This is a genomic window from Streptomyces hypolithicus (genome assembly GCF_052934925.1).
In genome coordinates, this window is sequence record NZ_CM128811.1 from 1965286 (window position 1) to 1987641 (window position 22356).

Here is a 22356-nt window from a genome sequence, read left to right on the forward strand (position 1 = left end):
ACGCCGTGCCGAAAGTCGCCACCAATTTTCCGAGCGGACCGACGCGAGGGCCCCTCGGCCCAGTCGCCCCTAAGGAAAACGCTCCTGGACGGGGGGCCAACCGTCCCCCTCAAGAGCTAATCGTGTGACCGGAGCCAACTTGACGCTCCGCTTACGAAAGACCGCGCCAGGCAATGTCGGGGCCGGCATCGGGCGGGGTCGGTCGGGGTCGGTCGGGCGAGAACGCGCTGCTTGGCGGGGCCGCACGAGCCCCGCGGGAGCAGGAGGTCCGGCGTCAGAACCGCAGGGCCGCCGCCACCCCCTGCGCCTCGCCCAAAGCCTCGTCCGGAACGAAGACGACCTCGCCGTCGGCCGAGAGGACCGTCTCCACGAGGGAGTCGACGATGTCCTCCTCCACACCCTCCTCGGCGCCCGGCTGCCCGGCCCCGGCGGTCCCGGCGATCCCCGCAGCCCCAGCAGCGGCCGTACCGACCGCGCCCGCCTCCCGCGCCTCCCCCCCGTCCAGCAGGGTGAGCGTCGCGCGTTCGGCGCCCTCGACCGTTTCCGGGCGGGCCGTCACCCGCAGCCCCTCCTCGACGACGAGCAACGCCACCCGACCCTCGCCCGCCGCCTGCCAGGCGTCCTGCACGCCCGCGGCGTACCGCCGACCGCTGCGCGCCTCGTCGAGCCCGCGCATCGCCCGCGCCGTGTCCGCCTCCGCGAGCGCGGTGCGGGCGGTGGCCAGCTGCGCGGCCATCTCGGGCGGGGTGGTGTTCAGTAGCCCGCCCACCTCCAGCTCGGCGGCGAACGCCTGCCCGTGGCGGCTGATCTCGCGATACGTCGCGATCTGCTCACGCAGCCCGACAAGGATCACCGGCAGATCCTTCTCGGACTGGAGCAGCGGGGTGAGTTTCCTGTCGGCCTCCGCGAGCATGTTCCGGAAGTCCTGGCTGACGGCGTGGCCGCCGTCGCGGTGGGGTGTGCGGTCGCGCTCCACGCCGGAGGTGATGACCGGGAAACCGGTGTCCCGCTCCTCGGCCACCTGCTCGCCGCGCCCCCGCCACAGCCGCACCTCACCGTTGCTCAGCACGAGCGCCAGGTAGGGCCCCCGGCGCGCCGCGGAGGCGACGAGATTGCGGGTGAGGTACGTCGTGTTGATCACGACGCGCTCCGGTACGGACGCCCCGACCAGGAAGGTCTGGTTCTCGTCGGCGGAGGCGAAGATGAGGAGGCCGTCGCGGAAGTGCTCGGCGTCGACACCGTCGGATGCCGCGGCCAGCTGCTCGGCCACCGCGGCCGCCTGGTCCTTGGAGACCTCGGGGTCGTCGGCGAGCCGTCTGTTGGCCTCGGCGAGCAGATTACGCAGCCGGATGAGGTCCTGCTGGTTCTCCGGCCGGTGGCGGTGCGTGGGCAGTGTGAGCGACACGGCCGGGTAGGTGCGGGGCTTGCGCAGTTCGGCGAGCAGTTCCGGGGTGGGGCGAGTCGGCTGCGTCATTCAGGCGCTCCTGGCTGGCGGCTGCGGCGGTGGGTCGCGGTGGGCGTGGCGGTGGGCCATGGCGGGATGGGTACGGGACGGGTACGGGCACACACATGCATCTCATGGCAATTTCTCACGATTGCCCCTTCGGCGCGCGCGGTCGTACGCCCGACTCGGACCGGCCGGTCTCACGCACCGGAAACCGCTGCGCCGCCCAGCAGCAGACCCAGGAACGCCCCGGCGATCATGAAGGGGCCGAACGGGATCGCGGTCCTGCGTCCCGCGCGCCGCAGGATCATCAGCCCGACGCCGTACGCCGCCCCGAGGAGGAAGCCTGCGAAGGCCCCGGCGAAGAACACGGTCCACCCGTACCAGCCGAGGGCAGTGCCCAGCGCGACGGCGAGTTTGACGTCGCCGAAACCCATGCCGTTCGGGTTGATCAGAAAGAGAATGAAGTAGCCGCCGCCGAGGCCGAGGCCACCGAGCAGCGCGTTGGGCCACGATCCGCCGCCGCCGGGCAGCAGGGCTGCGAGGCCGAGCAGGGCGGCGGTCGCTGCGGCGAGCGGCAGGGTCAGTACGTCGGGCAGCCGGTGCACCCGCCGGTCCACGGCCGCGAGCAGCACGGCGAACGGCGCGAGCAGCACCCACACCGCGAGCTCGGGCCTGCCCCCGGTCGCGGCGGCGAGCAGGGCGCAGGACACGGCGGTGACGACGGGGAGGACCGGGCCGGCGGAGTACGCGCCGGGGCCGGGCGGGACCGAACCACGGACCGGCGCGACGGCCGCCGCACCCACCAGCGCCGCGCAGTCGCCGCACCGTACGGCGCCGATCCATCCCCGCGCGGGCCCGGCGAAGGGATGCCCGGCAGGGCAGGCCACCCGCCACGCCTCTCCCGGCTCCACGGCGAGCCGATACGCGGCGCGCGGCACGAACACTCCGGCACCGCCGCCCCAGAGGACGGCGGCCACGATCAGAAGCAACGGCGGCGTGGCGTACACAGTTTGGAGCCTAGAGGTGGGCGGGCGGCGCTGTCTGCGTTACCCACAGGGGGGCCTGTCCGCAGGGGGCTGCTCTGCATGCAAGGCGCTGCCAGACGGCAGGAGTTGCGTGGTCAGGTCCAGCTCGCCCACCCGTTGATCGCCGCTCATCTCCCCCGTCGGGTGGAAGCCGAGGCCGAGGTAGAAGCCTTCGGGGCCGTTGTCGCCCGTCGCCCAGGAGGTGGTGAGGCGGGTGCCGCCACGGCGGCGGATCTCGGCGGCCACGGACTCGACCGCGAAGCGGCCGTAGCCGCGGCCCTGTTCGCCGGATGCGATGTTCAGGCGCCACAGGCCCGAGCGGATATCGGTGCCGTCGCCGGTGAAGTCGATGTCCAGGAAGGCCATCAGGAAGCCGACGGGCCGCTCGCCGTCGAGTATGAGGCGGGGCCAGGCCGTTTCGGGCGACACGTACGCCTCGGCGAGGGACTTCACGACCGGCGCGACCGCGTGCTCCTGGTCGGGCCGGACCATGAGCGCGATAGCGGCCTCGAAATTGGCGGAAGTGATCTTCTCCAGGCGCAGCGAGTTCGTCGCGCCCGCCGTGCCCGCCGCCCCGCCCTCACCGTTCGGCATGCGCCGCCCGCCTCTCCCGCAGTACGGCCGCCACCCGCACGCACCACTCACGGTGCTCCCGCTCCAGCGCCAAGCCACGCAGGCAGGTCAGGTACGGGCCGATCCGGTCGCCGCGCCGCAGAAACTCGTCCTCCTCCAGTTCGGCGCGCAGCGTGCGCAACAGGTTGCCGAAGAGCTCGGTCTTGGCCTCGGCGACCGACGCACGCTCCTCCAGCTGTTCGATCAGCGGTCTGGTGTCGAGCGAGTCGGCCGCCTGCACCTTGACCAGCAGGTCGTCGCGGATGAAGGACGGTTTCGAGGCGGCGGAGGCGAAGGTCTCAAGCTCGGCGAGACCGGCGTCGGTGACGCGGAACAAGCGCTTGTTCGGCCGGCTCTCCTGCACCACTTCCGTCCCCGCGACCAGCCCTTCCTGCTCCAGCTTGGCCAGCTCGGCGTAGAGCTGCTGAGGCAGGGCGTGCCAGAAGTTCGCGACGCCGATATCGAAGGCCTTGGCCAGCTGGTACCCGCTGTACCCGCCGCCCTCGCCACCCCCAGCGCCATCGCCCTCGCGCTCCCCGCCGAGCAGCGCGGCCAGCACCGCGTGTCGCAGCGCCATGGTCGACCCCCTTCCTTTTCGACGACTCCCGTAGCAGCATCGCAGCATAGTCAAGAAACTGACTACTCATGCTGATGACTACTGACCGGAACGGCAGGGCGCACCCCATGACCACCGCACACACACCCGCTCCCACCACCCAACGCTTCCGCGCCGCAGTGGAGCAGGGGGATCTGGCCGCACTCGGCGCGCTGTTCACGGACGACATCCGCCTCAACAGCCCCGTCAAGTTCCGCCCCTTCGAGGGCAAACCGATGGTGATGGGCCTCCTCGGCGTACTCCTGCGCACCTTCGAGGACTTCCGCTATGTCGGCGAATTCGGTGGCACAGCCCAGACCGGCACCGAGGCGACGGAGACGAAGGAGGCGGGTGGCGGCCAGGGCGACGACCCCTCCGCCGTCCTGGTCTTCCGTGCCGTCGTGAACGGCAGGTCGATCCACGGCATCGACCTGCTGCACTTCGACGAGGACGGCCTGATCAAGGAGTTCACGGTGATGGTGCGGCCACTGTCGGCGGTCCAGGCGTTGGGCGAAGCGGTACTGGCGGGCCTGGTGGCCGACGGCCTCGCACCCGCCACCACACCCGCCCCCGCCACACCACCGCCACCGCCACCGCCACCGCCACCGGGGCAGCACGGACCACGAACCGTCCAGGCGCAGGCCCTTACACGGCCTGGTCTCGCACGAGCTGAACCTCGACGAAGCCCCTTCGGCGTACGAGCACTTCGACGCCCGCGACGACGGCTGGACCAAGGTCGTCCTGCACCCGAACGGCTCCGGCTGACGCGGCGGGGCGAGGCTGGGCCGGTTCCGGGCAGCTCCGGGGTCGTGGACCTCACCGACTGGTAGCCAGTCCGCCGCTCGGTGAGCGCGCCAGAGGGACGCCAAGGCGGGCTGACCACCGGTGCCTGAACTACGGCTGAGCGGGGCGGTGGAAGAGGGCCGTCCAGAGGAAGGGTTCGCCGAACAGCGGGGATTCGGGCGGCTCGTCGCGCATGCGGCGCAGTTCGACCTCCGCCAGGTCGGCGAAGATCGAGCGCAGCTCTTCGGCCGTGTACGCGAGGCCGCCGTCGAGGCGGCCTTGGCCGTAGAGATCCGCGTCGGGGAGCGTCGAGCCCATTTCGCCGACCGCGAAGCAGGTGAGGGCGAAGTGGCCGCCGGGGGCGAGGGTGCGGTCGAGGAGGGCCAGGTAGCTGATACGGCGGTGGGGCGGCAGATGGTGGAAGCAGCCGGAGTCGTGGATCAAGTCGTACGGGCCGCTCAGCACGCCGGTCGCGGCGAGAGCGAAGGCGTCGCCGCAGTGGAAGTCGACCTCCGCGCCCGCCACCGTCCCCACCTCACGCGCCCGGTCCCCCGCCCAGGCGAGGGCTCCAGGCGACAGGTCGACGGCGTCCACCTCGAAGCCCAGGGAGGCCAGGTAGAGCGAGTTGCGCCCCGCGCCGCAGCCGAGGTCGAGTGCACGGCCCGGGGTGACGAGGCCTCGGTCGACGTACGACGCGAGGCTCTCGTCCGGCTTCGCCACGAAGAACGGCACCGGCTTCGAGCGGTCCGCGTAGAACTCGTCCCACCAGGAGGCGGCGCCGGTCGTCCAGCGGTCCGCCTCCGGGGCGAACAGGTTGTCCATGAGGTCGAGTACGTCGTCGACAGTACGGATGCTGCGGTTCATCAAGCCCCCTTCCCAGTACGGTAATTCTAGCCGCGAGGGCACCAAAATCCCAGGTCAGGAAGCATCCACGAGCCGTGCAGCAACCCGTGCGGGAAAACGCCGACGGGCGCCTGATGGCTTGCGGGAGGGCGGCCGTCCCCGCGCCCCCACGTTCGTGGGTACGCCGCCGCCGGCGCCCCTGCCGAATGCCGGTACGAGTGCGGTCTGGCGCACGCCAGGCGACTTTCTGAGCGCTTTCGCGAGCGGTCGCGTCCCGTCCCGGTCAGCGGGGCAGAACGACCCAGGACCTGACCCCGCGCTGCGGCGGGCGGGCGTCTCCGACGCCCCAAGAGCCGCCCCAGTCGTCCACCACGGCGGCGAGCAGCCACAGTGTGCGTCGACGGCGTTCGTCGCAGAGGCTCACGGCGTCGGGGTCGGCGTGGCGGGGGTGCTGGTCCCACACGACCAGGCGCAGCGCGTTGTCGCGGTGGCGGAGGGAGAGGTACACGTCCTCGCCGGGGGTCAGTTTGGCTGCTGTGGCAACGAGTTCGGTCACGGCGAGAGCGGCGGGCGGCCCGAAGCGGGTGAGGGCGTGGGCGTACAGCGCGGAATTGATCGCGTTACGGACGATGGCGGCGCTGCGGGGTACGCCGGGCACGGTCAGGCTCAGCCCGAGCCCGTCGTCCGGTCGCCGGTTCAGGTACGGGCCACCGCCGGGCCGAGGACCGGCGCTGGCGACTGGGCACAGCGGGCTGCAGAGGTACGGGGGCATCGTCGACTCCCTGGATGAGGGGGGTGGATGGGCGGACGCTCACGCGGTCCTACGCGTTCGTGTGGTGACGTGACGAGTGGTGGCCTGTCTCCCTGACGCGGGCCCGCCCCTCCCAGGGAAGGAGAGTGCGGGCAGGACCGCGCGATGCACTTCAACTCATCTGCGTGAGCAATGCGTTACTAACCGTAGAGCACGGAGTGGCCAATTGGCCACCGAACTCCACACTTCGGTGCACCTGGTGCCGTGCCAGGCCGACGCACGGCAAACTGCACTTAACGCACACGGAAGGAGCGCCATGCCGCCAAGGACTTCCCCAACCGAACTCCAGAGGCGTCTGGGAAGCGAGTTGAAGAAGATGCGTACCTCGGCAGACGTCTCCGCCGAGACCGCAGCCGGTCTCCTTGGCGTCGACCGTTCCAAGATCTCCAACATTGAGCTCGGCACACGAACCATCAGTGAAGAGCGGCTGCGCACCCTCGCCTGCAACTGCGACTGCGCCGACGAGAAGTACATCGACGCACTGGTCAAGATGGCCCAGCCGCGTAACCGCGGCTGGTGGGAGCGCTACCGGGGGAGACTGCCCGCCGGACTCCTGGACATTGCCGAACTGGAGGCGGACGCACACCGCATACGGTCGGCCCATTCGGTGCACATCCCGGGGGTTCTGCAGACGAGCGACCACGCCCGCGCGGTCTTCCGCGCCGTCGTCCCGCCGCTGCCACAACACGAGACCGCACTGCGCCTTGCCCACCGCATCGAGCGGCAGCAGATCCTCGGCGGCGAGAACCCCACCGAGTACTTCGGCGTCGTACACGAGGCCGCTCTGCGCATGCAGTTCGGCGGACGGAAGGTGGCACGCGCTCAGCTCGACAACCTGCTCACCGGGTCCGAACGGGAGCACATCACTCTGGTGGTGATCCCATTCGAGGCCGGGGCCTTTCCGGGCGCCGGCCAGACCGTCAACTACGCGGAGGGCCCGGTGCCCCAACTCGACACCGTCCAGATGGACAGCACACACGGGCCCGAGTTCCTCTATGGCGAAGCCCAACTGGCGAAGTACCGTGCACATTTCGACTGGATGGAGCGCATCGCCCTGACGCCCGAGCGATCGCGGGACTTCATCCACGAAATCGCGCGTCACCTTTGAGGAGAGATTCCGTGCCGGATATCGCATGGCAAGAACCGTTTTGCGGCGAGGGAGCGAGCTGCTTCCGTCTCGGAACGGACACCGAGGGCAACGGCTACATCGCCGTACTCGGCCAGGAGGGCCACTACCTCACCGACAGCCACGAGGCCCTGCGCAACATGATCCGAGACATCAAGGCCGGCAAGGCCGACCACCTGCTGTAGGACCCGCTCCCCAGCCGCGCTCCGGCCCTCGCGCCTGCTCCCTTCGAGGGCCGAGCCGGCGTCGGCTCCGAAGCTCCAGCGCTTCCCCCGGGCAGGCGTCATCGTGGCTGAGAGAAGCATCGCTCGCATACGGAACCGAACATCGAGCCGAGACGTCAGTAACACCGCGGGTTACCGTCTGAGCATGGGAACCGTCCGATTTTCGGTCAGCATGCCCGCCGAGATCCGCGACCAGATCAAGGAGCACGCCGCTCGTGCCGGTCTGGACGTGTCCACCTTCCTGAGCATCGCCGCGTGCGCTCAGATGGATCAGCAGGACAGAGTAAGGCGGATCTTCGAGCCGTTCGAGAAGGCGCGATCCGAGGCAGAGGCCGAGGCTGCCTCGCAGCCCGGAACTGATACCTGGACCGACCACCTCGCGCCAACCCCTGAGGAGCAGGCCGAGGTGGATGCGATCCTCGGCCGGGGCACACGCCATGAGGCCGGAGCTTGAGTGTCACCATTTGTGGCACGGGCATGCTGATGGCGCTGGTCAACCAGGACCGCGGAGCGCGCGCACTGCACGCCGGGTTCATCGCCGCCAGAGGGCCGTTCCAATCGCTCCGGGCCGCCCTGCACTGACACATATCGGCGCGGCAGCGCTTCCCCCGAAGAAGCGGCCCGACCTCGTAGACGCCCTGGCTGTACTACTGGCCAAGCACGCCGGTGGCACAGTTCTCACGTCCGACCGTGACGACATCAAGGCATACGCCGCGACTCTGTCGGGCTGTGACATTGAGGCGGTCGCCGTGTGACCGCCAGCCTGCGGTGCTTCAGAAGCCCGGCTCGCGGGGCGGTCAACTCTGGTCACCCGGGGCTTGAGCTGGAACCTGAGTCGGCGTCGGGCGCTTCGCCGCGGGGGAACGAGACCTCGACGCGGCGGTTCTTCTTGCGGCCCTCTTCCGAGTCGTTGTCGGCGATCGGGTAGTCCTCGCTGTAGCCGCGGATCTCGAAGGTGATGCTGGAGTTGAGCGACTTGTTCAACTCCTGCTGCACGGCGTCCGCCCGCTTCTTGGACAACACCTTTCCGTGCTCGTACGAGCCGAGGTCGTCGGTGAAACCGAAGACGCGGATCTTGGTTGCCTTCTGAGCCAGGATCTCCTCTGCGATCCCCTTGATGCGGCCGGCCGCTTCGGCGTTGAGCTTCGCGCTGTCCTTTCCGAAGAGGACTTCGGCCTGCAACGCGAACTTCACGTCGGAGTTGGTGTCCTCGCGGCGCTCTTCGCCGCCGAGGTCTTCGACTACGGACTTGATGTCGATTACGCGGGCGGGGGCGAGGGTGCCGCCGTCCGCCAGTTTCAATCCGGGTGAGTTGCCGTCCACCTCTGGGGGCGGCGATGACGTCGTACTGCCGGGGGGCGCGCTGGGCGAGGGCTCGGCGTGGACGCCCGTCACGGACAGGCCCGTCATGAGCACCGCCGTCGCGAGGGTGGCCTTGGCGAAGTGTGCTGGGCGACTTCGGGAGAGGGTGAAGGGCATGGGGTCACTCGCCATCGGAGACCTCAACCGCCACCGGAGGCATGTCGGCGATCTGAAAGTCGACCTGCGTGGTCCCGGCCGGGGGCGCCGGGAACTGGGCATACCAAGGCTTCTCCTCATCCGACTTGAAGCCCCCAGTAAATTTGGTGCACAGGCAACGACCATCAGTGTCACGAAGAACGAGGTACTTCTTCTTTCCCCTCTTATCCACGAGGTAGGCGCCTGCCAAGGAAGCCGAGTTCCCAGAGAGCTCTTTCTCATCACCCTTCCAATAGGCGGGATTCCAGAATTTCCCCTTGCCGTTCTTCACTTTTCCAGCAACGGTTAGGAATCCACCTTCGTCCCGGGTGGCCGAATTGATGACGAGTTTGGCGTTGTCACCACCGCCGGTCACTTCAGCCAGGACCGATTCCTCTGCAGGCGCCTGTGGCTCCTCGCTGTTCGATTTGTCGTCGCCTTCCTCGCCCTTGCCCGTGGAACTAGAAGACGAACCCGCACTGGGCTTCTCACTCTCACCCTCGCCCCCACCACAACCAGCCACCGTGAGGGCCAAGCCAGTCGTGATCGCCACCGCGGTCAGTGCCCTTCGGGCCTTCATGGTGTGCCGCATGCTCATCAGTAACTCTTCCTTTTCTTTACGGTCGCTCGTCACTCGGCCAGATGAACAGAGAACAGGTCTCTAGCCTCAGGTGCATTTTCCATCTCGTCGAGCGGGGTCGTCGGATCAATCTCCCAGTGACCGCTACCCTTGCAGTCGATCTCGATTAGCTCTTGCGACTCGCTCCCAGGGGAGACCGCGCAGCGAGGCTCAATTACAGCCGTCGCGTCTGCATTCACCCGCCTACTCTCCGTACCGGGAATGACGGAGTCACCGACAGTGAACCGGGTCTTGATCGTGGCCTTGAAGGCGGGATAGCCGTCAACTTCGGTCGGCACCACCGCGCCTTCCACATCCGAGTCGTTCCGAGCCGCAAGTTCGTCCGCTGCGGCCTGGTACTCCGCATCCGGGTATTCCTCCTCGGCCATGAGCCACTTGAGCCAAGCCGCCGGGTCCGCCAGAGCGTCGTAGAAGCCATCGGTCAACTCATCCCGTACCTCCTGGGCAGCCGCAAGGGCAGCTGCGTCGGCGGCGGACTGACCGCTGTTCCGCGCAGCTGCGGCCTGCGCGAAGGCGAAGTAAGCGAACGCAAGAAAGAGCAGACCCCCTACCACCACGACGTACATGGGAAGGGTCTGCCCTCGGTCCTGCCGGAACCCGACGATCATCAGCCTCCGGTGATGTCGTCGACTGCGTCGCCGATCGCCTCCGAGATCGTGGTGTCCAGGTCCAACCCCCGCACCGCCACCACGATCAGCGCGATCACCACGACCAAGCCCGCGTACTCCACGACGCTCGCGCCGTCGTCCGCGCGCTTCTGCATGCGCGTCACGACCGTGTTCCGCCAGTGGTTGATCGTGAGCTGCGCCTTCGTGGCGGTCTTGAGCGTGATGTTCTTCGACATGGGTGACCCCTCCGACTTCGGTCGACCTGCACCCGGCCGACACGTGCGTCTCGCTTTCGACGCGGCCAGCGTATGGGCGGCAGACGGAACCGGTGAAGGGCCCCAGGGCCCAATTCCGGGCCCAGAGCCGCAGTTGGCGGCATACCGCGGTTCGTCGCGCTCCGGCCTCAGCCATGACCGATCGCCCTCCTCGCCGAGCCCAGCCACAGGGCGATCGCTTCGCTCCTGCTCGCGCTGTGAAGTTTCGCGAAGATGCGGTTGATGTGGTTCTTGACGGTCTTCTCGCTGATGAAGCAGGTGGCGGCGATCTGCTGGTTGCTCATACCGGTCGCAATGAGGTCCATGACCTCCACCTCCCTCGTACTCAGTCCGAAATCTGCCACGTTGTTCGTTCTGTGCGGCGTGCGCTGCCGGTTCGTTGAATACTGTGCCATGACAGATTGCATGTGCGAAGGCCTTTCTTCCGAACGCCCCGAATCCGAGACATCTGGCCCGGCATTGCCCTCCCGCGGAGTATGTGCACTCGCATCGTGGGTGGCTGGAGGGCCAGGGATCCGGTCGCCGACCACCGCGTATCGTTCACCCAGACCCTCGGGAAGCCCCGGCCTAGCTGCCGTGCCGCGCATGTGGGCCAGCAGTACGTCCTGCGCCGACGCCGTGAAGTGCGCCCGGCCCGCCTGGACATCCCGTACGGCCGCCAACAGCTGATCGGCGGTGAACTCGCCGTGCACCAAGTAGCCGCCCGCGCCCAGCCGTAGCGCCTCGTGCACGATCTCGCTCTCCCTGCTGTACGTCAGCATCATCACCGGCGCCACCTGAACCAGGTACGGCAGCGCCGAGATGCCGTCGACCCCCGGCATCCGGACATCGAGCAGCACGACGTCCGGGCGATGGTGCCGTACCGCCACCAGGGCCTGCTGGCCGTCCGCCGCGTCCGCCACCACGTCGATGTCGTCCCGGCCGCCGAGGAGAGCCGTGAGGCCGGCCCGTACGACCGGATTGTCGTCGGCGATCACCACCCGCAGGATGGTTGCGGCAGGTGGGGGCAGTGGGTCCGGCAACGAGCCGTGCATGCCTTCGTCCGGCATGGGTGCGGCCTCCTCTCCGTGATGTGGCACGACTGTCGAATGGTCAGTCAGTTCAGCTTCGGGGGCATAGGGGCGGGTGCGCCAGGGTCATGGCCGCCGCCGAATAGCTCGACCGGCAGTTCCAGACGTACTTCCGTGCCTCCCGCGCTGCGCCCCCGTCCGATGCTGATCCGGGCGCCGATGCCCGCCGCTCGCTCGACCATGCCCACCAGGCCGAAGTGCCCGGCCTTGCGCAGGCCGGCGAGGCTGATGCCGGGTGGGAGTCCGCAGCCGTTGTCCAGGACGCTGACCAGCAGCGTTCCTCCGGCCTCGGCCGTGCGGCCGACTTCCACAGTGACGCGGGTGGCGTGGCTGTGCCGGTGGCTGTTCTCCATCGCTTCGGACGCGATGGTCAGGATGTGGCGCGCCACGGCGTACTGAACTGGTGGGAGCGGGGGGCGCCCCGCGCGAGCGCCGTCCAGCACCCGGAGTCCTGTCTCGATGCCGGTGCGCGCCCCGAAGTCGGCCAAGCGGAGCGACAGTTCGGCCCCCAGGTCCACGCCCCCTGCCTCAAAGTCCGCCTGCCTGCGCAGGTCCGAGAGGATCTCGCGGGACTCGGCCGCCGCGCGCCGCGCCGCGCGGGCGACCATGCCTGCCTGGTTCCTCACCGTGAGCGGGTCCATGCGGTCGGCGGACTCGGCCAGGCCTTCCGCCGCCAGGGCGACGCCGTGCAGCGTCTTGGCGACCGAGTCGTGCATCTCCCGTGCCAGACGGGCGCGTTCGCCCTCCACCGCGTCCGCGACCGCGAGCCGCGCGTTCGCCTCGGACAGCGCCCGGGTGGCCGTGCCGAACTGGAACATCAGGTTTCGAAGGGTTACGCCGATGATTCCGGCCGCCACGCAGAAGCCGCTGATCAGGAGCGTGCCCGCCGGCCCGGCGACGCGGTCCGCCCAAGCGCTGTACGCGGCCGCCAGGAGCAGGATCTGGATGGCGGTGAAGATGCCCGCTCCCCGCCAGCCGTACAGCAGGCCGGCCAGCAGCGGCGTACAGACGGCGGCGTAGCCGAGGGCGGAGTCGGGCGAGGCCGTGAGCAGCAGAACGGAGCCGAAGACGAGGTCTACGCCCATCAGCGTCCGGTACTTGATCAGCAGCGGCCCCAGGAGTTCCCAGTCCCGGAGTACGGCGTACGAGCCCACGAAGCTGAAGACGACGGCTCCGCCGACCAGCCAGCCGCCGACCTGCCCCTCAACCCTGGCGAGGGCGAAGGGCGTGCCGAGCGCGATCATGGCGAGGCGGAATCCGAAGACCTGTCGGCACAGGGCCTGCAGGGCGTTGATCTGGATGGGGATGCTCGGCGCGGGCACGTCGTCGGCGAGGGCGGAGGCGGCGGAGGAGGCGGCGGCAGGGGGGTCCGCGGCTCTCGCTAATGGACGGGGGTGGGGCACGCGGCCGTGGTCGCCCAGCCGGATCGTCGAGAGGGCCATGGCAGTCCGTCAGTCGCCGAAGACCGAGCCGAAGTCGGTCTCCGACCCCAGGAACATGTTGGTCACGATGAGGAGCAGCGTGGCCGGGACCATGAAGGCGAGCGTGACGACGGTGGTCTTGGGGATCGCTTTGGCGGCGCGTCGCCGGGAGTTCTGGGCGTCGGTGCGGCGCATGTCGTTCGCGATCTGGATGAGGGTGTCGGCGATCGGGGCACCGAGTTCCTCGCCCTGCTGGAGGGCGGAGACGAACTGGGAGACCTGTTCGGATTCGTTGCGCCTGCGGAGTTCGTCGAAGGCCTGGCGGCGGCTGACGCCCATGTCCATCTGGCGCAGGGTGATGCGCAGCTCGTCGGCCCACGGGCCTTCGTACTTCTCCGCCACCCGGTCGAGCGCCTGGCGGAAGCCGAGGCCCGCGCTGACGACGACGGCGAGGACGTCGAGGAAGTCGGGAAGCGTGCGCTCGATGACGTCCTTGCGTTCGCGGATGGCCTGCCAGATGGTGACGTCGGCGGCGAACCACCCGTACGCGACACAGAAGACGGCGAAGAGCGGCAGGTCGGCCAGCAGGAGGACGAGGGCCGACAGGCCGCCGAAGGCTCCGTACACCGCGCGTCGGGCGGCGTAACGGTCGACGGTCAGGCCGCCCGGGTTGCCGGCCATGTCGATCTTCCGGCGCTTCTTGTCGACGAGCTTCGGTCCCATGGCGCGCAGAACGGCCGGTGCGAAACGCATGCCGAGACGGTCGACGGCCGATTCGGCGCCGGAGACGCGTGAGGCGCCGATCTCCAGGGCGACGGCCAGGTCGCTGGGGATCTTGGCTTCGGCGCGGTACATCTTGATGCCCTGGAAGGCGCCCGCGACGCTCAGGGCGACCGCCAGTGCGAGTAGCAGTCCCATGCCGGTACCTCCTCTTCGGGTTCGGACTCTTCGGTTCGGGGTGTCGCCCCGGTCAGGTCAGACGTCGATCTTGCCGAGGCGGCGCATCACGAGGAAGCCGAGGGCATAGAGCCCTATGGCCACGATGACGATGATCTGGCCTACGGGATTGCTGGTCATCCGGGCCATGGAGCCCGGCGTGACGGAGTTGAGCATGATCATCGCGCCGAGTCCGAGCAGCGGGATCGTGTACGCGGTGGCGTTCACCTCGGAGAGCATGGTGCGGACCTCGCGTCGGGTCTCCTTGCGCTCCTCCAGCGTCTCGGTGAGGTTGCGGAGCGAGCCGACGACGGTGCCGCCCGCCCGGTTGGAGAGGACCAGCGTGGTGACGAGGACGACGAGTTCGCGGGACGGCAGGCGTTCGGCGAGCTCGCCGAGTGCGTCGTCGATGGACCGGCCGACCGCCAGCTGGTTGGCGACACCCGCCAGTTCCTCGCCCGCCGGCGCTTCCAGCTCCTCGGCCGCCATGCTCAGTGCGGTACGGAGGGCGAGTCCTGCGGCGGTGGCGTTGGCGAGGATGCGGGAGAGGTCGGGCAGCTGGTTGATGAACGCCTCGATCCGCTTCTGCCGCTGCCAGTTGAGGAAGGCGCTGCCTCCCCAGACGGCGACGAGACCGGCGACGGGCCCGAAGAAGGGGGCGAGCACGGAGGAGGCGATCAGCCACAGCGCGGCCACTCCCACGACCAGGTAGACGAGGAATTCCCCCGCGCTGAGGTCGAGTCCGGTGGCCGAGAGCCGCCGGTGGATCTTCTTGCCGAGCGCCGTCCCGCGGAGTCGGCGGTCGACGCCGGCGAAGCGCCGGGACCGGCCCATCGGGTGGGGCCCGGTGATCGCCAGCCGTTCGACCAGGGCGGCGCGCTGGGCCCTGCCCGAGACGTACGTGTGGAGTCCGGCGACGCCGAGGGCGCCGCAGAGCAGGGTGCCGCCGATCGCCAGCATTGCGGGACTGTTCATGTCGTACCTACTGGGCCTCTCGGAGGTAGAGCGGGTCTCTGTCGTGCGTGACGCCGAAGGCGGGTGGGAGCGGTTCGTTCGCGAGGTGGAGGCGGTCGGCCAGCCGCCGGGGCAGGCCGAGGTGTTCGAAGCGGCCGTGGACCAGCCGGTCCGCGCTCATGGGCTGGGCGAGGAAGCGGGAGACGGACGTGATCTGGAACGGTTCACGTCCGTGCGACACGAGGACCGCGATCTCGCTGATCTTGCGGGAGCCGTCGGCCGTGCGGGACAGCTGGACGATGACGTCGACGGCGCTGTTGATCTGGTCCCTGAGCGCTTCGAAGGGGATCTCGACCTCCGACATGGAGCCGAGGGTCTGGAGGCGCATCAGGGCGTCCTCGGCGCTGTTGGCGTGGACGGTGGCGAGTGAACCGTCGTGGCCGGTGGACATCGCCTGGAGCATGTCGAGCGTTTCGCCGCCGCGGACCTCACCGACGATGATGCGGTCGGGGCGCATGCGCAGGGAGTTGCGTACGAGGTCGCGGATGGTGATCTGGCCCTTGCCCTCGACGTTGGCCGGCCGCGTCTCCAGCCGTACGACATGGGCCTGCTGGAGCTGGAGCTCGGCGGCGTCCTCGACGGTGATGATGCGCTCGTGGTCGGGGATCAGGCCCGACAGTGCGTTGAGCAGCGTCGTCTTTCCGGAGCCGGTGCCCCCGGAAACGATGATGTTGAAGCGGGCGCGTACCAGGGCCGACAACAGCATCAGCATCTGCTCGTCGAGGGTGCCGAGGGCTATCAGCTCCTGGAGCCGGTACGCGCGCGGGAAGCGGCGGATGGTGAGGGTGGGGCCGGTGAGGGACAGCGGCGGGATGATGACGTTGACGCGCTCACCGGACGGGAGGCGGGCGTCGACCATCGGGTTCGACTCGTCGACGCGGCGGTTGACGGTCGAGACGATGCGTTCGATGGTCTGCATCAGCTGCTCGTTGGACGCGAAGCGCATGGGGAGCTGTTCGACGCGGCCGGCCCGTTCGACGAAGATCGAGTCGGGGCCGTTCACCATGATTTCGGTGATGGACGCGTCTTCGAGGAGCGGTTCGAGTACGCCGAGGCCGAGGGCCTCGTCGACGACTCGGCGGATCAGCTGGGAGCGCTCGGCGGTGGAGAGGACGGGGCCTTCGCGGCTGATGATGTGGGCGAGTACGCGCTCCAGGCGGGCCCGCCGCTCACCGGCCGCGAGCGAGGACATCTCCGCGAGGTCGATCTCCTCCAGGAGTTTCGTCCGGTACGTGGCGACCAGGTGGCCGTCCTCCCGTCCCCCGGTGTGCTCGTCGGGGGCGGTGATGCGTGCCCGCAGACTCATCGGTTGGCTCCTCGCTCTTGCGGATCGCGCGGTACGGGCGGTACGGGCGGTACGGGCGGTACGGGCGGTACGGGCGGTACAGGCGGTACAGGCGGTACGGGCGGTACAGGCGGTACAGGCGGTACAGGCGGTACAGGCGGTACAGGCGGTACAGGCGGTACAGGCGGGGGTTTTCCCCTACCCGCCCCTTCCCGAAGTCCTCAATCGCCGGACGGGCTGGGGGTGTGCGGCGGGGGTTGGGTGGTGCGACTAGTCGGCCGGCATCGTGACCGACCGCTCGACCTTCCCGAAATCCGGGATGCCGGGGACGAGTGAGGGGATCGAGACGGTCGCGGTCATGGTGACGGTGTCCCCAGCGGGGCCGGGCTCGATCGAGGTACGGGTGGCCATCCAGCCGCTCATCGCGGCCTTGCCGGTCGCCACGCCCTGGCCGGCCAGCTCGTCCTGCGCCTCCGTACGGGCGGCGGCCCTCGCCGCGGTGCCCGCCTGGGACGCGGCGTAACCGACGATGCCGAGCTGGATGCCGGCCATGGCGACCAGCAGGAGGATGGGCAGGAAGCCGGTGAACTCCAGCATGGCCGCGCCGCGTTCGCGGTGCGCCGGGCCGCATGCGCGGGCGCGGACGCGGACGCCCACGCGGGCGCGGGCGCGGGCGCGGATCATCGTCCGGCGCGCCGTCTCCTTGCTCCGAGGTCTCATTTCCCGTCCCCCTCCCTCGCCGCACCCGCAGTGCCGTCCACCGTCCACGGGAAGTTGCCCGCCCCGGGGAACAGGATCGGCGTGCTGAGCCCGACCTTCGCCTGCCAGAGATTGCCTTCCGGCGCGCAGGTGATCTCCGCGCCCCCGCCCCACGACGACGGCAGGTGTTCCCGCGCCGCCGTCTCACACTCCGCCTGGCCACCGCCGGTCGTCGCTGCCGCCGTCGCCGCGCGGGCCCCCTCGTCGGCGGCGTTGCCCGCCAGGGTGAACGTGTAGCCGAACAGCACGGCCTGCCACATCGCGATCATGACGAAGATGATGAGCGGGGCCATGCCGGCCAGTTCGACCGTGACCGCGCCCCGGTCATCGCCCATGCCCCTGCCCCTGCCCCGTACTCCGATCGCTCCCCGGTCGCCCCTGAGCTTCCCGACACCCCTTACGCCGCCTTTGCCTCCCGCGCCCTCCGCCACCTTCACCAGGCCGAGCTCGCCCGCGAGCGCCCACAGGGCCTGCTTGACCGTGCTCCGGCTGTCCAGGTCCTGCATGCGGCCGGAGTCGGTCGCCGACTGCAACTCCTTGAAGTTGGCCGGGATCGCGGCCCGCGCCGTCTTCGTACCCGTGATCCGCTCCACCAGCGGCGGCTGGATCTCGGTGTTGCGGGTGTGGCGGTTGACGACGGTGGTCGTTTCCTCCGCCTTGCGGATCTGGAGGCGGTCCCACATCCGCACCATGCGCTTCGCCGCCCGGACCGCCACCACGTCGGGGGTGACGATCAGCAGCGCCCGGTCGGCCATTTCGACGGCCGCCGCGTTCGCACTGTTCATCTGTGTGCCGCAGTCGACGACGACGACCTCGTAGCGATTGCGCAGCGCGCTGACCACCTGCCGCGCGACCCGGTCGGTGACCTCCTCGCCCCGCTCGCCCTCGGCCGGTGCGAGCAGCAGACCGATGCCGGTGGGATGGACGAAGACGGCGTCCTGGAGGACCCGTGGCGAGATGTCGGCGATGCCCGCCAGGTCGACGATCGAGCGCCGGAACTGCACGTCCAGGTACGACGCCACATCCCCCGACTGGAGGTCGAGGTCGACCAGCGCCACGGTGCGCCCCGACGCCTGTGCCGCCAGCGACAGTTGCACCGCGGCCACCGTGGCTCCCACGCCGCCCTTCGCCCCGGTGACGGTGACCACCGTTCCACCGGGGCCGGTGAAGACGTCCGCGCCCGCGCCGAGGTGGCGGCGTACACCAATGGACCAGGCGGCGGCGCCCTGAACGCGGGCCGCGAGTTCCTCGTATCCCATGGGGAGACCGATGAGGCCGCGGGCTCCCGAGTCCATCGCCGCGGTGAAGAGGCCGGGTCCCGCGTCGGCGGTGATGAGGACGACACCGACGGCCGGGAAGCGGAGGGCGACCTCCCTGATCAGTTCGAGCGGGGGTACGGGGCCGATGCGCTCGTGGACCAGGACCACCTCGGGCAGCTCGTCGAGCGATTCGCCCGCCAGCCGGGCGAGGGTGTCGAGGAGCGCCGTCGAGTCGGTGACGGGTGCGGCCGGTTCGGCGTCGGGGAGCTGGCTGAGGAGGGTGATGATGGCGCGGGCGGCATCAGGATCGCCGACCGCCGGGAGGATACGAGTCGTCATACGCCGGTCCTCACTTGTCCCCGTCGAGGGTGTACTCGCGGTCGCCCGGAGTAATCCTGGTGTCGCTGCCTTCGGCCACCAGAGCCAGCCGCACGTGCTCGGCGAACGACTCCGCGTAGGCCACGCGCTGGGCGTCGAGCGTGTTCAGAGCGAAGGTGATGGGCACTGCTTCGGTGGCGTCGCGCCGACGCTCGTTGCCGCCCGGCTCCAGCGCGGTGATCTTGCCGACGTCGATGACGCGAGCGCCTGCCACGATGACCGTGGACTTGTTCGGCTTGCTCTTGTCGGCGGCCTCGAACGTGGCGTAGATGTTGACTCTGGAACCGGGGTTGATCTTGCCCGCCACCCCGGTCGCCGCATCGATCATGATGGCGATCTCCTGCTCCCCCGCCCCCAGTTCGGGTTTCGCCACGATCATGTCGCTCTGCAACAGCGAGCCCTTCCGCAGCTGCGTCACGGCGATCTTGCCGCGTACCTCGGACAGGTCGGTCACCGCATTGACCGAAAGCCACCGCTTCGGCATCGAAATCTTCTCGAACTGGCCCGCGTCCAGCTGCTTGTACGGCGCCACGTCGTCCTTCAGCCGGTACGCCGCGACCTCCGGGCCCACCTTCGAGTTCACATCTCTGATCACCGAAAGCACGCCGGCGAACGCACCGAAGGCGCAGAGAACCGACAGGAGCAGCAGGACTATGCCGCGACGCTGACGTGAGTTCATGGGGACGGACAACCTCGTTCAGGAACATCGGATCTACGGACAGTGACGGACAGTGAGCGGGGTGGTGCACCTCTTGTGCTGCTGTTGTGCTGCTGTCGTGCTCCCTCAGGGACATCGTGCCCCGCGCGGCCCTACTGCGACCCCCGGTTCAGGACACCGATCGCGCGGGGCCGGTCCTCGGGTGGTGGCGCGAGGGGCGCCGAGCAGAAGCCGCAGCGGTCGCCGATGAGTTCGACCCCGCACCAATGGCACTGCTCACGCCGTACCGACGCGACCAGTTGGTACAGCACCGAGATGTCGGGCAGGTAGGCCGCGAATTCGATCATCTTCTGCGTCCCCCACCACCGCGGCGAATCGGCGGGCAGCGCGGTTTCGTGGACGGCCTGGACCTGCCAGGCGGGGGCGAGGGTGCCCGTAACCCAGTCGGAGACGAGTGCGCCGCCCGCGACCATGAGCCGGGTGGAGAACTCCGGCCCTGTGAGCCCCGGTTGCGCCTCCGCGCCCGCCCGGCCGCCGATTTTGATCAACTGTGTTCTCGGCTGGGTCAGTACGGCGAACTGCGACCCGGGAACCCACGACTTCGCATGCGACTTCAGGCTCACCGGCACCCGGTCCAGCTTCGTCACCGAGTTGAGCAGCGCGCCCGCGTAGATGTAGTGCGACAGCAGCCGGGCGGCGGACGCGACGACCCCGGGGCTGAAGTCGCAGATCGACAACTGCCGTAACTGGCGTACGAGTACGGCGACCCCCAGCGGCGGCAGGTCCAGTTTCAGCAGCGCGAGGCGGTCGGTCTCCAGCATCGAGCGGATGCTGCGCAGCCGCTGCTCGTGGGCTGCGGGGATCGACGCGGGGTAGACGGCGACGACGTAACCGTGCCGCTCCAGCAGCACGCTCATGTCGACGAGCGCGGCTTCGAGCGGCTGATCGCCCGGGGCCGGAAGCAGGGCGGCCGTCGGGGTCTGCTGGTCGGTGGGCGCGAGCACCAGGTCGGCGCTGGTGACGGCTATCGCGGTCGGCACGTTGGTTTCCCCGTTCACTCCGTACACCGCTGATCCCGGCGTGCGCAGATCGATGCTGCTCCGTCGTGCTGCACGAGCACTTTATCCACGGCCTCCCTGGTGGAGAACACTTTTCCTCTTTCTTGTACGCCTTCACACATACGGGCACCCATAAGGGTCTTGGCATGGCGTGCATGGGGTGCGAGCCGCGCGCGTAAGCAAGCTGCTGATGCGTGAACTCTTGACAACCGCATTGGTCTGGACCAGCTTTACGTCAACGGTGGCCACCGTTCCGCAGCACCTCCATTCCCCCACCTCTCCCCCACCGGAGGCACCAAGTGGACCGCACCACGCTCGCGGGCGCCCGCAGACGAAGTTGGCTCGGCGGGACCCTGGCGCTCGTCGTCGGGTCCGGGCTCGCGCTGGTCGGCGGAGCCGGCACCGCGCAGGCCGCCGATCTGAACGTCGCCAAGAACGCAGGTTTCGAGTCCGGGCTCAGCAACTGGACTTGTACGGCCGGCAGCGGTGCCACCGTTCCTTCCCCCGCCCACGGTGGCGCCGCTGCCCTCAAGGCCACTCCCGCCGGGCAGGACAACGCCCGCTGTTCGCAGACCGTCGCCGTCAAGCCCGGTGCGGCGTACCAGCTCAGCGCCTGGGTGCAGGGCGGTTACACCTACCTCGGCGCGAGCGGCACCGGTACCACCGATGTGTCGACCTGGACGCCCGACTCGTCCGGCTGGAAGCAGCTCACCACCAGCTTCAAGGCCGGCCCCTCGACGACATCCGTGACGGTCTACACCCACGGCTGGTACGGCCAGAGCGCCTACTACGTCGACGACGTCTCGGTCTTCGGCCCCGACGGCGGTGGCGGCACCGACCCGGAGCCGGGCATCCCGTCCGCGCCCGCCGGACTGACGGTCGGCGCCACCACGCCGTCATCGATCGCGCTGTCCTGGTCGGGCGTCAGCGGCTCGACGGGATACAACGTCTATCGCGGGGGTACGAAGGTCCAGTCCGTGACCGGGACCTCGGCGACCGTCGCCGGGCTGGCCGCGGACACGGCGTACGACTTCCAGGTCACCGCGACCAACGCGGCCGGGGAGTCCCCGAAGTCCGCGACCGTCAGAGGCCGGACCGCCCCCGGCGGCGGCGACCCAGGCCCCGGCCCCGGTCCCGGCGTCCCCAAGCACGCGCTGACCGGGTACTGGCAGAACTTCAACAACGGCGCGACGGTGCAGAAGCTGCGGGACGTGCAGGCGCAGTACGACATCATCGCCGTGTCCTTCGCGGACTCGACCGCCACACCGGGCCAGATCGTCTTCAACCTCGACCCGGCGGTGGGCTACGGAGGCGTCTCCGACTTCAAGGCGGACATCGCGGCGAAGAAGGCAGCCGGCAAGTCCGTGATCATCTCGGTCGGCGGCGAGAAGGGCAACGTCACGATCAACAGTGACGCCTCCGCGACGGCCTTCGCCAACAGCGCATACGCCCTGATGCAGGAGTACGGCTTCAGCGGCGTCGACATCGACCTCGAACACGGCATCAACTCGACCTACCTGACGAAGGCACTGCGGCAGCTGTCCGCGAAGGCCGGGTCGTCGATGGTGCTCACGATGGCGCCGCAGACCATCGACATGCAGTCGACGGGCACGGAGTACTTCAAGACGGCGCTGGCCGTGAAGGACATCCTCACCGTCGTCAACATGCAGTACTACAACAGCGGTTCGATGCTCGGCTGCGACGGCAAGGTCTACTCGCAGGGCTCGGTGGACTTCCTCACCGCGCTCGCCTGCATCCAGCTGGAGGGCGGCCTGGCCCCGAGCCAGGTGGGCCTCGGCGTACCGGCGTCGACGCGGGGCGCGGGCAGCGGGTACGTCGACCCGTCCGTGGTCAAGAACGCGCTGGACTGCCTGACGCGCGGGACCGGCTGCGGGTCGTTCAAGCCGTCGAAGACCTACCCGGGCCTGCGGGGCGCGATGACCTGGTCCACCAACTGGGACGCGACGGCCGGCAACGCCTGGTCCAACGCGGTCGGCCCACACGTCCACAACCTCCCGTAACCCGGCGCCCC

24 protein-coding genes and 1 pseudogene are annotated in these 22356 nt (G+C 69.3%); 6 read left to right on the forward strand and 19 right to left on the reverse strand.

Features of this window, described 5'->3' with window-relative positions:
* Positions 1–274: 274 nt before the first annotated feature.
* The 4 genes from ACU6WZ_RS08995 to ACU6WZ_RS09010 form a co-directional block, all read right to left on the reverse strand.
* On the reverse strand, positions 275–1474 hold the full coding sequence (locus ACU6WZ_RS08995; RefSeq protein ID WP_447032589.1) for a baeRF3 domain-containing protein: 1200 nt from the start codon (positions 1472–1474) through the stop codon (positions 275–277).
* A gap of 170 nt (positions 1475–1644) precedes the next feature.
* Positions 1645–2454, reverse strand: coding sequence for a prepilin peptidase (locus tag ACU6WZ_RS09000; RefSeq protein ID WP_447032590.1), 810 nt, complete (start codon positions 2452–2454; stop codon positions 1645–1647).
* 39 nt (positions 2455–2493) lie between these two features.
* On the reverse strand, positions 2494–3066 hold the full coding sequence (locus ACU6WZ_RS09005) for a GNAT family N-acetyltransferase (protein ID WP_447032591.1): 573 nt from the start codon (positions 3064–3066) through the stop codon (positions 2494–2496).
* Positions 3053–3661: a PadR family transcriptional regulator gene (locus ACU6WZ_RS09010; RefSeq protein ID WP_447032592.1), complete on the reverse strand. Its 609-nt coding sequence runs from the start codon at positions 3659–3661 to the stop codon at positions 3053–3055. The genes ACU6WZ_RS09005 and ACU6WZ_RS09010 overlap by 14 nt, the downstream gene beginning before the upstream one ends.
* Before the next feature lie 107 nt (positions 3662–3768).
* Here ACU6WZ_RS09010 and ACU6WZ_RS09015 point away from each other — a divergent pair.
* A pseudogene (locus tag ACU6WZ_RS09015) lies at positions 3769–4236 on the forward strand (nuclear transport factor 2 family protein); the annotation flags it as partial.
* A gap of 337 nt (positions 4237–4573) precedes the next feature.
* Here ACU6WZ_RS09015 and ACU6WZ_RS09020 read toward each other — a convergent pair.
* Together ACU6WZ_RS09020 and ACU6WZ_RS09025 are read right to left on the reverse strand one after the other, a co-directional pair.
* Positions 4574–5326, reverse strand: a complete 753-nt coding sequence (locus tag ACU6WZ_RS09020) for a class I SAM-dependent methyltransferase (protein WP_447032593.1) — start codon at positions 5324–5326, stop codon at positions 4574–4576.
* A 262-nt stretch (positions 5327–5588) separates the two neighbouring features.
* Complete coding sequence (locus ACU6WZ_RS09025) at positions 5589–6077, reverse strand: ATP-binding protein (protein ID WP_447032594.1); 489 nt, start codon at positions 6075–6077, stop codon at positions 5589–5591.
* 295 nt (positions 6078–6372) lie between these two features.
* Between ACU6WZ_RS09025 and ACU6WZ_RS09030 the strand changes: the two genes are divergently transcribed.
* From ACU6WZ_RS09030 to ACU6WZ_RS09045, 4 genes are all read left to right on the forward strand, one after another.
* Positions 6373–7224: a helix-turn-helix domain-containing protein gene (locus ACU6WZ_RS09030; RefSeq protein WP_447032595.1), complete on the forward strand. Its 852-nt coding sequence runs from the start codon at positions 6373–6375 to the stop codon at positions 7222–7224.
* Between the two features lie 11 nt (positions 7225–7235).
* Positions 7236–7427: a hypothetical protein gene (locus ACU6WZ_RS09035; protein ID WP_447032596.1), complete on the forward strand. Its 192-nt coding sequence runs from the start codon at positions 7236–7238 to the stop codon at positions 7425–7427.
* A 184-nt stretch (positions 7428–7611) separates the two neighbouring features.
* Entirely contained in the window at positions 7612–7920 is a 309-nt protein-coding gene (locus ACU6WZ_RS09040; RefSeq protein ID WP_447032597.1) for a hypothetical protein, read from the forward strand.
* Positions 7917–8048 (forward strand): hypothetical protein, encoded by a 132-nt coding sequence (locus ACU6WZ_RS09045; RefSeq protein ID WP_447032598.1) that lies wholly within the window; start codon positions 7917–7919, stop codon positions 8046–8048. Before ACU6WZ_RS09040 ends, ACU6WZ_RS09045 begins: the two co-directional genes overlap by 4 nt.
* A gap of 225 nt (positions 8049–8273) precedes the next feature.
* Here ACU6WZ_RS09045 and ACU6WZ_RS09050 read toward each other — a convergent pair whose 3' ends face one another.
* From ACU6WZ_RS09050 to ACU6WZ_RS09110, 13 genes are all read right to left on the reverse strand, one after another.
* Positions 8274–8945, reverse strand: coding sequence for an OmpA family protein (locus tag ACU6WZ_RS09050; RefSeq protein WP_447033943.1), 672 nt, complete (start codon positions 8943–8945; stop codon positions 8274–8276).
* 4 nt (positions 8946–8949) lie between these two features.
* Positions 8950–9597 (reverse strand): hypothetical protein, encoded by a 648-nt coding sequence (locus tag ACU6WZ_RS09055; protein WP_447032599.1) that lies wholly within the window; start codon positions 9595–9597, stop codon positions 8950–8952.
* Positions 9594–10211 (reverse strand): pilus assembly protein TadG-related protein, encoded by a 618-nt coding sequence (locus ACU6WZ_RS09060; protein WP_447032600.1) that lies wholly within the window; start codon positions 10209–10211, stop codon positions 9594–9596. Before ACU6WZ_RS09060 ends, ACU6WZ_RS09055 begins: the two co-directional genes overlap by 4 nt.
* Positions 10211–10447: a hypothetical protein gene (locus ACU6WZ_RS09065; RefSeq protein WP_447032601.1), complete on the reverse strand. Its 237-nt coding sequence runs from the start codon at positions 10445–10447 to the stop codon at positions 10211–10213. Before ACU6WZ_RS09065 ends, ACU6WZ_RS09060 begins: the two co-directional genes overlap by 1 nt.
* A gap of 167 nt (positions 10448–10614) precedes the next feature.
* Positions 10615–11535 carry a response regulator gene (locus tag ACU6WZ_RS09070; protein ID WP_447032602.1) on the reverse strand — a complete coding sequence of 307 codons (921 nt, stop codon included), beginning with the start codon at positions 11533–11535 and terminating at the stop codon, positions 10615–10617.
* 47 nt (positions 11536–11582) lie between these two features.
* Positions 11583–12998: a sensor histidine kinase gene (locus ACU6WZ_RS09075; RefSeq protein WP_447032603.1), complete on the reverse strand. Its 1416-nt coding sequence runs from the start codon at positions 12996–12998 to the stop codon at positions 11583–11585.
* A gap of 9 nt (positions 12999–13007) precedes the next feature.
* Entirely contained in the window at positions 13008–13895 is an 888-nt protein-coding gene (locus ACU6WZ_RS09080; RefSeq protein WP_447032604.1) for a DUF5936 domain-containing protein, read from the reverse strand.
* Positions 13896–13952: 57 nt separating this feature from the next.
* Complete coding sequence (locus ACU6WZ_RS09085) at positions 13953–14888, reverse strand: type II secretion system F family protein (protein WP_447032605.1); 936 nt, start codon at positions 14886–14888, stop codon at positions 13953–13955.
* Between the two features lie 7 nt (positions 14889–14895).
* Positions 14896–16233, reverse strand: coding sequence for a TadA family conjugal transfer-associated ATPase (locus ACU6WZ_RS09090; RefSeq protein WP_447032606.1), 1338 nt, complete (start codon positions 16231–16233; stop codon positions 14896–14898).
* Positions 16234–16482: 249 nt separating this feature from the next.
* On the reverse strand, positions 16483–16932 hold the full coding sequence (locus ACU6WZ_RS09095; protein ID WP_447032607.1) for a TadE/TadG family type IV pilus assembly protein: 450 nt from the start codon (positions 16930–16932) through the stop codon (positions 16483–16485).
* Positions 16929–18569 (reverse strand): CpaE/TadZ family protein, encoded by a 1641-nt coding sequence (locus tag ACU6WZ_RS09100; protein ID WP_447032608.1) that lies wholly within the window; start codon positions 18567–18569, stop codon positions 16929–16931. The genes ACU6WZ_RS09095 and ACU6WZ_RS09100 overlap by 4 nt, the downstream gene beginning before the upstream one ends.
* 10 nt (positions 18570–18579) lie before the next feature.
* Positions 18580–19287: a Flp pilus assembly protein CpaB gene (cpaB, locus tag ACU6WZ_RS09105; protein WP_447032609.1), complete on the reverse strand. Its 708-nt coding sequence runs from the start codon at positions 19285–19287 to the stop codon at positions 18580–18582.
* Positions 19288–19418: 131 nt separating this feature from the next.
* Complete coding sequence (locus tag ACU6WZ_RS09110; protein ID WP_447032610.1) at positions 19419–20306, reverse strand: hypothetical protein; 888 nt, start codon at positions 20304–20306, stop codon at positions 19419–19421.
* 317 nt (positions 20307–20623) lie between these two features.
* Between ACU6WZ_RS09110 and ACU6WZ_RS09115 the strand changes: the two genes are divergently transcribed.
* Positions 20624–22345: a chitinase gene (locus ACU6WZ_RS09115; RefSeq protein WP_447032611.1), complete on the forward strand. Its 1722-nt coding sequence runs from the start codon at positions 20624–20626 to the stop codon at positions 22343–22345.
* Positions 22346–22356: the final 11 nt, after the last annotated feature.